This window comes from Ensifer sp., from assembly GCF_035999185.1.
Classification (GTDB): Bacteria; Pseudomonadota; Alphaproteobacteria; order Rhizobiales; family Rhizobiaceae; genus Ensifer.
Window position 1 is genome coordinate 1 of record NZ_DASYHB010000129.1, and the last position, 9,041, is coordinate 9,041.

The following is a 9,041-nucleotide window of genomic DNA, read 5'->3' on the forward strand; positions in this document are numbered from 1 at the left end:
ATCCAGCGAGCTCCGGGAAGACCTCCGCGCAGCAATGAAAGACTCATTGCAGCATTGCGCGGAATTTCGAGGGCGGTGAATAGTCTCGGCATGGCGAGCTCCCCGAATCTCTTGCAGATGTCTTAGCGAATCACGCATCGAACCTGCACGCAACTACTATTTGACGCTTCTGAATATTAAGGTTCTCTTAACTGTGGACGATGTCATCACTCCGTCTTGTTGAGCTTTGTAAGAAAACGTTCGACGACCGGCAGCGCCTTGTCGACCATGACGCCGACGCCGTCGCCATTGGGATGCATGCCGTCGTCGAGTTTCAGTTTTGCCTCGGTGACGACGCCGTCGAGGAAGAAGGGATAGAGCTCCAGCCCGTATTTTTGCGCGAGCTCCGGATAGATCGGGTTGAAGCGGGCGGCGTAGTCCGCACCCATGTTCGGCGGGGCCATCATGCCGGCGAGAAGCACGGCGATGCCGCGCTCCGTCAGCCGGACGATCATCGCCTCGATGTTCTTGCGGGTCTCTTCAGGAGCGATGCCACGCAACGCATCGTTGGCGCCAAGCTCGAGAATGACGCCTTTCGTGCCATCGGGCACCGACCAGTCGATGCGAGCAAGTCCGCCGGATGAGGTGTCACCGGAAACGCCCGCGTTTGCGATCGTCACGTTGAGGCCCTTTTCCTTCAGCGCCTTTTCGAGCCGGGCGGGGAAGGCGTCCTCCGGCGGGAGCTGGTAGCCCGCCATCAGGCTGTCGCCAAACCCGACGAGGCCGATCGTCTCGGCGCGTGCTGCCGATGATAACGCAATTGTCATCATCAGTGCCAAGAAAACCCGTTGAAATCCTTTTAATGCCATGGGCCTTTTCCTAAATCCCGCATGCCGCTTCTGTTCTTCATATTTCATATAGGGTTGTTTCGCTTGGCCAGCACCATCATTGAACTCAAAAACGCGGATCTGACCCTCGGCGAGGCGGCCGCCTCGGTGCATGTGCTGAAGGGCATGAACCTGACGATCAATGCCGGCCAGTCGGTTGGCATCGTCGGTCCGTCCGGTTCGGGCAAGTCGACATTGCTGATGGTGCTTGCCGGGCTCGAACGGCTGGATAGCGGCGAAATCGTCATCGATGGCACGCCGCTGCACCGGCTCGACGAGGACCGGGTTGCAGATTTTCGCGGGCGAAACATCGGCATCGTCTTCCAATCCTTCCACCTCATTCCCAACATGACCGCGCTCGAAAACGTCGCAGTGCCGCTGGAACTTGCCAATGTCTCGGGCGCCTTCGAGATCGCGCGCAAGGAGCTGGTCGCCGTCGGTCTCGGCGAACGGCTTAGTCATTATCCGGGCCAGCTTTCCGGCGGCGAGCAGCAGCGCGTGGCGATTGCCCGCGCACTCGCGCCATCGCCGAAGCTGTTGATCGCCGACGAACCGACTGGCAACCTCGACGCTGAAACGGGGCGCCAGATCGCCGACTTGCTTTTCGCCGAACAGCGTGACCGTGGCATGACACTCGTTCTCGTGACACACGATGCGGCCCTTGCCGACCGTTGCGTGCGGCAGGTGCGCGTGCGCTCCGGCGAAATCGTCGCCGGCGGCGCGGTGGAACCCGTTGCATCCATGCCGCGCCAGGAGGCGGCCTCGGCATGAGCGGCGTTTCATCCGTCCGGCTAAGGCCGTTGCTCGCCCTTCGGCTGGCGTTGCGCGAAATGCGCGGCGGCCTCAAGGGCTTCTACATCTTTCTCGCCTGCATCGCGCTCGGAACGGCGGCGATCGCGGGCGTCAATTCTCTGTCACAGTCGATCACCGCGACGATCGCCTCCCAGGGCCAGGAGCTGCTTGCCGGCGACATCCGCTTCGAACTCAACAATCGCGTCGCGACCACTGAGGAGCGCGCCTATCTCGACAGCCTCGGGCAGGTATCCGATTCCTCGGGCTTGCGGTCGATGGCCAGGCTGCCCGACGGTTCCAACCAGGCGCTGGTGGAACTGAAGGCGGTCGATGCCGCCTATCCGCTTTATGGCGCCCTGCAAAGCGAGCCCGCCCGCCCGTTGCACGACATCCTGGCCCGCGACGGCGAGGTGTTCGGTGCCGTCGTGGCGCCGCTCCTGCTCGATCGCCTCGGCGTCAAGATCGGGGACGAGGTCCTGCTCGGCAATGCACGCATCCGGATCGATGGCACGATCCTGCGCGAACCGGACGCACTTTCCGACGGTTTCGGCTTCGCGCCGCGCCTGATGATTTCGGCCGAGGCGCTTGCGGCGTCCGGCCTGGTGCAGACCGGAAGCCTCGTCGAGCACAGCTACAAGATCAAGGTTCCGGATCCGAGCCGGATCGCGGCCGTCCGGACCGACGCCGAAAAGCGCTTTCCGGCAGCCGGCTGGTCGATCCGCACCAGCGGTAATGCGGCACCGGCGCTGACGGCGAACATCACCCGCTTCTCGCAGTTCCTGACGCTCGTCGGCCTGACGGCGCTGATCGTCGGCGGCGTCGGCGTCGCAAACGCGGTGCGCGCCTATCTCGATGCCAAGCGCAGCGTGATTGCCACCTTCAAGTGCCTGGGCGCGCCGGCCTCGCTGGTGGCCATGATCTATCTCGCGCAAATCCTGATGATCGCCTCGATCGGCATCGTTATCGGCCTCGTCCTCGGTGCGCTGATCCCCTTCGTCGCGGCGCAGTTTCTGGCAGAATTGCTGCCGATTTCGACAGGGTTCCAGCTCTATCCGGGTGCCCTTGGCCTTGCCGCCCTCTTCGGCGTGCTGACGGCGCTGACCTTCGCGATCCTGCCGCTCGGGCGGGCGCGGGCCATTCCGGCAACCGCGCTTTTCCGCCAGCAGGGCTTCGACCCCAAGGGCTTTCCGGCATGGCCCTACCTGCTCGGCGCGGTCGCATGCCTTGCAGCCCTTGCCGGGCTTGCGATCTGGACCGCCTATGATCGCACCATCTCGCTGGTCTTCCTCGGCGCGATCGCGTTCGCCTTCATCGTGCTGCGCGTCGTCGCATTTGCGATCGCCTGGCTTGCGCGCCGCAGCCCGCGCGTCAACTCGCCGGCCCTGAGGCTTGCTATCGGCAACATCCATCGGCCGGGTGCGCTGACCTCTTCGGTCGTGCTGTCGCTCGGCCTCGGCCTGGCACTGCTCGTGACGTTGGCGCTGATCGACGGCAATCTGCGTCGTGAGCTCACCGGCAACATGGCCGAGCGGGCGCCGAACTTCTTCTTCGTCGATATCCAGAGCAACGAGATCGAAGGCTTCCGCTCGGTGCTGACCCAAACGATCCCGAAAGGCAAGTTGATCGAAGTGCCGATGCTGCGCGGACGGATCATCGCCTTTAACGGCGAGGACGTGAACAGCCGCAACGTGCCGCCCGCCGGTCAATGGGTGCTGCGTGGCGACCGCGGCATCACCTATGCCAAGAACAAGCCTGAGAACTCGACGCTCGCCGAGGGGACCTGGTGGCCGGCCGATTACAGCGGCGAGCCGCTGGTGTCGTTTTCGGCGGAAGAGGCCGGCGAGCTGGGCTTGAAGATTGGCGACACCGTCACCGTCAACGTGCTCGGGCGCAACATGACCGCCAAGATCGCCAACTTCCGCAATGTCGAGTGGGAATCGCTGTCGATCAACTTCGTGATGGTGTTTTCGCCGAACACTTTTGCCGGTGCGCCGCATGCGTGGCTGGCAACGGTGATCGATCCGGGCGCGACGCCGGAAGAGGAGGCCGCTGTTCTCAAGGCCGTCACCAATGCATTTCCGACGATTACCAGCGTGCGCGTGAAGGATGCTCTCGACATTGTGAACGGTCTGCTCGGACAACTGGCAACGGCGATCCGCGCGGCCGCAGCCGTGGCGCTCGTCGCGTCCGTTCTGGTACTTGCCGGCGCGCTCGCGGCGGGCAACCGCGCCCGTGTTCACGACGCCGTCGTCTTGAAGACACTGGGCGCGACGCGGGTGACGCTCATCAAGGCTTTCAGCTACGAATACGCTATTCTCGGGCTTGCGACGGCGGTGTTTGCGCTGTTTGCGGGTGGCGTTGCCGCCTGGTTCGTCGTCAGCCGGATCATGACGCTGCCGTCGAGTTTCCTGCCTGATGTCGCGATTGTCACCGTCGCGGTGGCGCTTGTCATGACCGTCGGCATCGGTCTTGCCGGTACATGGCGCGTTCTCGGGCAGAAGGCAGCGCCGGTCCTGCGCGAACTTTGACGGGGTCGAGTTAACCGTAAAACCCTGTCACGCAAGGCCTGAATCAACCTGGCGAGCCCGAATCCAGGGGCTTCGGGTCTTGTATGCAGCGGGTTTCGGCATCATATTTGTCCACAGGCATGCTGGAGCTCCGCAGCGGCGCCTGGGCGTGGAAGCCAGTCTTCCGAAGCGAGACCTCGCCGCCCGACACCGTAACTTCCACCGGAGCTTAAATGAGGAAACAATGGCTGATCTGAGAAACTACCAAACCCGAATGTCGCCCGCCGGCGCTCAGGCGGGTGCCGTGATCGATGAAGGCCTTCGTGCGTACATGCTGAAGGTCTACAACCTGATGGCGCTTGGTCTGGCGATCACTGGCGTCGCGGCCTATCTGTCGTTCCAGATGGCGTTTTCGGGCGGACAGCTGACCGGCTTCGGTGCAGCGATCTACACGAGCCCGTTGAAGTGGGTGGTGATGTTTGCGCCGCTGGCACTCGTGTTCTTCCTGAGCTTCCGCATCAATAGCATGAGCGTTGCTGCCGCGCAGACGACGTTTTGGATCTATGCGGCCCTGATGGGCCTGTCGCTGTCGTCGATCTTCGTGGTCTTCACCGGCCAGAGCATCGTGCAGACGTTCTTCGTGACTGCCGCTTCGTTTGGCGCCCTGTCGCTCTACGGCTACACCACGAAGAAGGACCTGTCCGGCATGGGCTCGTTCCTGATCATGGGTCTGTTCGGCGTGATCATCGCGTCGATCGTCAACATCTTCCTTGGCTCCTCGGCGCTCGCCTTCGCGATCAACGTGATCGGCGTGCTGATCTTCGCTGGCCTGACCGCCTACGATACGCAGAAGATCAAGGAAATGTACTACGAAGCCGATGACGGCACCGTTGCCGGCCGCAAGGCGATCATGGGCGCGCTGACGCTCTACCTCGACTTCATCAACCTGTTCATGTTCCTGCTTCAGTTCATGGGCAACCGGAACAACTAAGCTTGAAACAACAGACGGAAAAGGCGGCTTCGGCCGCCTTTTTTGTTGCCGGAATCCGGCTTGATCGGATTGCTGCGCCGTGGGAGTGATGGAGGACGAGCCCTCCAGACCGAGCCGGCACCCCATGTCCCTGACCCTTCGCGACGCAACCCTGGCCGACCTTGCCGTCATAACCGAGATCTACCGCGAATCGGTCTTGAACGGTGTTGCCACCTACGAAATCACCCCGCCGTCGGAAGCGGAGATGCGCACCCGCTTCGAAACGATCATCGGTTACGGCTACCCTTACATGGTTGCGGTGGACGATGATGGAGCGATCGTCGGGTACGCCTATGCGTCAGGGTTCAGGACGCGGACTGCCTACCGCTTTCTCGTCGAAGATTCGATCTACCTGGCGCCGGAGGCGCGCGGCAAGGGCGCCGGCAAGACGCTGCTTGTGGAGCTGGTGCGTCGCTGCACGGAACTCGGTTTCCGGCAGATGGTCGCGGTGATCGGCGGCGCACACCCGGCCTCGATCGCCGTGCATCGCGCCGTCGGCTTTGCGCATCAGGGTACGATGAAGGCGACCGGCTTCAAGCACGGGCGCTGGCTGGACACCGCCGTGATGCAGCTTGCGCTTGGTGAAGGCGAGACAAGCGATCCGCCGGAAGACGTCTATCCGGATTCGCTTTACAGGAGCTGATTGCGGACACGCGAGCGTCGCTGCTGGCACGTGCCTCTTCAGCAGGCAGCGCTAGACGACCTATGCACAAGGCGCTGGTTGCAAGACTGCGTTAGGTCTCTACCAGACGCAGCACCTTGTCGAACACCTTCAGCACCTGGGCGAGCTCATGGCCGCGCTTGAGGATCGTGCCATGGACGTTCAGCACGCTAAACGCGCCCTGCTTCGCCGCCAGCTTCGGGTTCTTCTCGATCCTGTAGAGCGGCATTTCGCCCGAGCGCTTGAACACCGAAAAGACCGCGCGGTCCTTCAGGTGGTCGATGGCGTAGTCCCGCCACTCGCCTTCGCCGACCATGCGACCGTAGACCCACAGGATCTGGTCCAGTTCTCGGCGGTGAAAGGTGACGGGGAGAGGATCCTTGGCGTTCCTGTATTCGTGAAGATCGACAACCACATCCGAAGTGGTGTGGCGCTGATGTCGCGCCTCGCCTGGCGGCAAGTCCGGCTCATCGGTCATCGGCAATCCGGCCTTCTGTTGTGACAGAACGATAACAGTGTGCCTGACACGAGCCGAAAAGCAAGCCGGAAGCCGGTGGAAGCCGCTGGACGATGAGGCCATTTCTTGCCTCTGCCGCATTTCAGTCAAATAGGCGCCCCAATTCATCGCAAAACTCGCGGGCGCTGACGGACAGAGTCGTTGCCACCGTATGTCCGGTCAGGTCGTCATGCTGCGGGCGTTTACCGAACGCAGCCATGGCCGGTTCGGTCCGGTAACTTCGAACCCTCAGCCCCAGCCCCTCGATGCTGCCGGGCCGAACCACCCCCATTTGCGACGAGTCGTCTCTACAATTTGCCCTGCGGGCCGGCGAGAACGGCCGTCGCGCCGACGATTGCGCCCGGCGTTTCCTTGTCTTTCATCGATTGCAGCAGGATCGCGCACCCGCTGTTGCCCGGCCGCTCCGTCAGGACCGATGCCGGAAGGGTAAAGGTTGCGGGCTTTCCGTCCCACATGCCGATCGTCTGAATGTCGCGCACGGCGTGCCAATAGGGGATTTCCTTGCCGATGTTCTCCCCCTTCTCCATCTTCACGACCTTCGCACGGTCGAAATAGACGACGACAACATTCGCCTTGCCAATGCCGCTGCCGATGCTGATCTGGATTTCTTCACCTTCGATCTTCGCCTCGACTGGAACGGCAAGCCCCTTGCCCTCCGCCGTCATCGTCTCCAGGCGCGTCTTGATGGCCTGAAGGTTGCCACCGTTGAGGTGATCGCGACCGTTGAGGATCGCCTGTGGCGTGTAGACGCCGTTGCGGCCGAGCATGCGCGCATAGGCATATTGGCGCTCGGTGTTTTCCTTGGACGCCAGCGTGTCGGCCCAACCGAGATAGTTCCAGTAGTCGACGTGATAGGCGAGCGCCACGACGTCGCCCTCATCCACCAGCTTTTTCAGCGCGGCATCCGCGGGCGGACAGGATGAGCAGCCCTGGCTGGTAAACAGTTCCACGACGCCCTTGATCGCCTGTCCATCCTGCGCCTTGGCTGGCATGCCAGCGGCTGCAAGCAGCCCGAAAGCCAGTGCAACAGGGCGAATGAAAGAACGGTCTGCGGATGTCATGGCGTCACTTCGTTACCGGCCGTCGGCCTACTCCTTGTGGGGGAGTTCACTACATACGACGGGCGGGCATCAACGGGAAGTCACGTTGGAGTGAGGTGAGCAGTGAGCGCTCAGATGTCTGTCCCGACCACAAAAAAGTCGGGGCGCCGTGCGGCACCCCGACCCTGAGATTTCGTCAGATCGCTGCTGATCAGGCGGCGAGGTCGCGCAGAACCGTCTGCAGGATGCCACCATTGTTGACGTAGGTGACTTCGTCCAGCGTATCGATGCGGCAGATCAGCGGCACGTCCTTCACGCTGCCGTCGCCATAGGTGACCTTGGCAACACGCTTTTCGCGCGGCTGGACATTGGCGAGGTTGTCGATCGTGACGATCTCGTCGCCCTTGAGGCCGAGCGTTTCCCAGGTGGTGCCTTCCTCGAAGACGAACGGGATGACGCCCATGCCGACCAGGTTCGAGCGGTGAATGCGCTCGAAGGACTGGGCAATCACGGCCTTGACGCCGAGCAGGTTGGTGCCCTTTGCGGCCCAGTCGCGCGACGAACCGTTGCCGTATTCGACGCCGGCGAAGATGACGAGCGGAACGCCCTCTTCCTTGTACTGCATGGCGGCGTCGTAGATCGACATCTCTTCCTTCGACGGATAGTGGATGGTGTAGCCACCTTCCTTGCCGTTCGGGCCGAGCATGTGGTTGCGGATGCGGATGTTGGCGAACGTGCCGCGCATCATCACCTCATGGTTGCCGCGGCGCGTGCCGTACTGGTTGAAGTCGGCAACGCCGACGCCATGACCGATGAGGTAGGCACCGGCCGGCGAGGCCGCCTTGATCGAACCGGCCGGCGAGATGTGGTCGGTGGTGATCTTGTCGCCGAAGAGACCGAGGACGCGCGCGCCCTTGATGTCGGAGATGCCCGAGCCGGATTTGCCCATGCCGACGAAATAGGGCGGGTTCTGCACATAGGTCGAACCGTCGTCCCAGGCATAGGTCTGGCCCGGAGGAACCTGCACGGCCTGCCAGTTTTCGTCGCCCTTGAACACGTCCGCATACTTCGTCGCGTAGAGTTCGCGGGTGACGTACTTGAAGATGAACTCCTGGATCTCCTTGGAGGTCGGCCAGATGTCCTTGAGGTAGACCGGCTTGCCGTCCTTGTCCTCGCCGAGCGGCTCGTTGGTCAGGTCCTTCTGGACGGAACCTGCAAGCGCGTAGGCGACGACGAGCGGCGGCGAGGCGAGGTAGTTCGCCTGGACATCAGGCGAGATACGGCCTTCGAAGTTGCGGTTGCCCGAGAGAACGCCGGCGGCAATCAGGCCCTTGTCGTTGATCGTCTTGGAGATCGGCGCCGGCAGCGGGCCGGAGTTGCCGATGCAGGTGGTGCAGCCGAAGCCGACAAGGTTGAAGCCGAGCGCGTCGAGGTCCTTCTGCAGGCCGGACTTGGCGAGGTATTCGCCAACAACTTGGCTTCCCGGCGCCAGCGAGGTCTTCACCCACGGCTTGGACTTCAGGCCCCTGGCAACGGCGTTGCGGGCAAGCAGGCCGGCCGCGATCAGCACCGACGGGTTGGAGGTGTTGGTGCAGGAGGTGATCGCCGCGATGGCGACGTCGCCATGG

8 protein-coding genes and 1 pseudogene are annotated in these 9,041 nt (G+C 62.6%); 4 read left to right on the forward strand and 5 right to left on the reverse strand.

The annotated features are described in order from the left end of the window. A pseudogene (locus VGO04_RS16895) lies at positions 1-92 on the reverse strand (RNA 2',3'-cyclic phosphodiesterase); the annotation flags it as partial. Between the two features lie 114 nt (positions 93-206). Continuing rightward, complete coding sequence (locus VGO04_RS16900) at positions 207-848, reverse strand: arylesterase (protein ID WP_327497125.1); 642 nt, start codon at positions 846-848, stop codon at positions 207-209. 63 nt (positions 849-911) lie between these two features. On the opposite strand from VGO04_RS16900, the gene VGO04_RS16905 reads away from it, so the two are divergent. The 4 genes from VGO04_RS16905 to VGO04_RS16920 all read left to right on the forward strand — a co-directional run bounded on the left by VGO04_RS16905 (position 912) and on the right by VGO04_RS16920 (position 5,838). Beyond that, positions 912-1,637, forward strand: coding sequence for an ABC transporter ATP-binding protein (locus VGO04_RS16905; RefSeq protein ID WP_327497126.1), 726 nt, complete (start codon positions 912-914; stop codon positions 1,635-1,637). Continuing rightward, complete coding sequence (locus VGO04_RS16910; RefSeq protein ID WP_327497127.1) at positions 1,634-4,186, forward strand: ABC transporter permease; 2,553 nt, start codon at positions 1,634-1,636, stop codon at positions 4,184-4,186. The genes VGO04_RS16905 and VGO04_RS16910 overlap by 4 nt, the downstream gene beginning before the upstream one ends. Before the next feature lie 223 nt (positions 4,187-4,409). Beyond that, the gene (locus tag VGO04_RS16915) at positions 4,410-5,156 is read left to right on the forward strand and encodes a Bax inhibitor-1/YccA family protein (protein WP_327497128.1); all 747 of its coding nucleotides are present in this window, start codon (positions 4,410-4,412) and stop codon (positions 5,154-5,156) included. A gap of 124 nt (positions 5,157-5,280) precedes the next feature. Then, a complete protein-coding gene (locus VGO04_RS16920) occupies positions 5,281-5,838 on the forward strand; it encodes an N-acetyltransferase family protein (protein ID WP_327497129.1) in 558 nt (185 codons plus the stop codon). 91 nt (positions 5,839-5,929) lie between these two features. Here VGO04_RS16920 and VGO04_RS16925 read toward each other — a convergent pair whose 3' ends face one another. From VGO04_RS16925 to acnA, 3 genes are all read right to left on the reverse strand, one after another. After that, positions 5,930-6,334: a DUF2794 domain-containing protein gene (locus tag VGO04_RS16925; RefSeq protein WP_327497130.1), complete on the reverse strand. Its 405-nt coding sequence runs from the start codon at positions 6,332-6,334 to the stop codon at positions 5,930-5,932. A 326-nt stretch (positions 6,335-6,660) separates the two neighbouring features. After that, a complete protein-coding gene (locus VGO04_RS16930; protein ID WP_327497131.1) occupies positions 6,661-7,434 on the reverse strand; it encodes a thioredoxin family protein in 774 nt (257 codons plus the stop codon). A gap of 190 nt (positions 7,435-7,624) precedes the next feature. Further along, a partial coding sequence (gene acnA / locus VGO04_RS16935; RefSeq protein WP_327497132.1) for an aconitate hydratase AcnA occupies positions 7,625-9,041 on the reverse strand: 1,417 nt, incomplete at its 5' end.

Coding starts and splice junctions, on each gene's coding strand:
- VGO04_RS16930 (WP_327497131.1), bottom strand. CDS start 7,434: ATGACATCCGCAGACCGTTCTTTCATTCGCCCTGTTGCACTGGCTTTC.
- VGO04_RS16925 (WP_327497130.1), bottom strand. CDS start 6,334: ATGACCGATGAGCCGGACTTGCCGCCAGGCGAGGCGCGACATCAGCGC.
- VGO04_RS16900 (WP_327497125.1), bottom strand. CDS start 848: ATGGCATTAAAAGGATTTCAACGGGTTTTCTTGGCACTGATGATGACA.
- VGO04_RS16915 (WP_327497128.1), top strand. CDS start 4,410: ATGGCTGATCTGAGAAACTACCAAACCCGAATGTCGCCCGCCGGCGCT.
- VGO04_RS16920 (WP_327497129.1), top strand. CDS start 5,281: ATGTCCCTGACCCTTCGCGACGCAACCCTGGCCGACCTTGCCGTCATA.
- VGO04_RS16910 (WP_327497127.1), top strand. CDS start 1,634: ATGAGCGGCGTTTCATCCGTCCGGCTAAGGCCGTTGCTCGCCCTTCGG.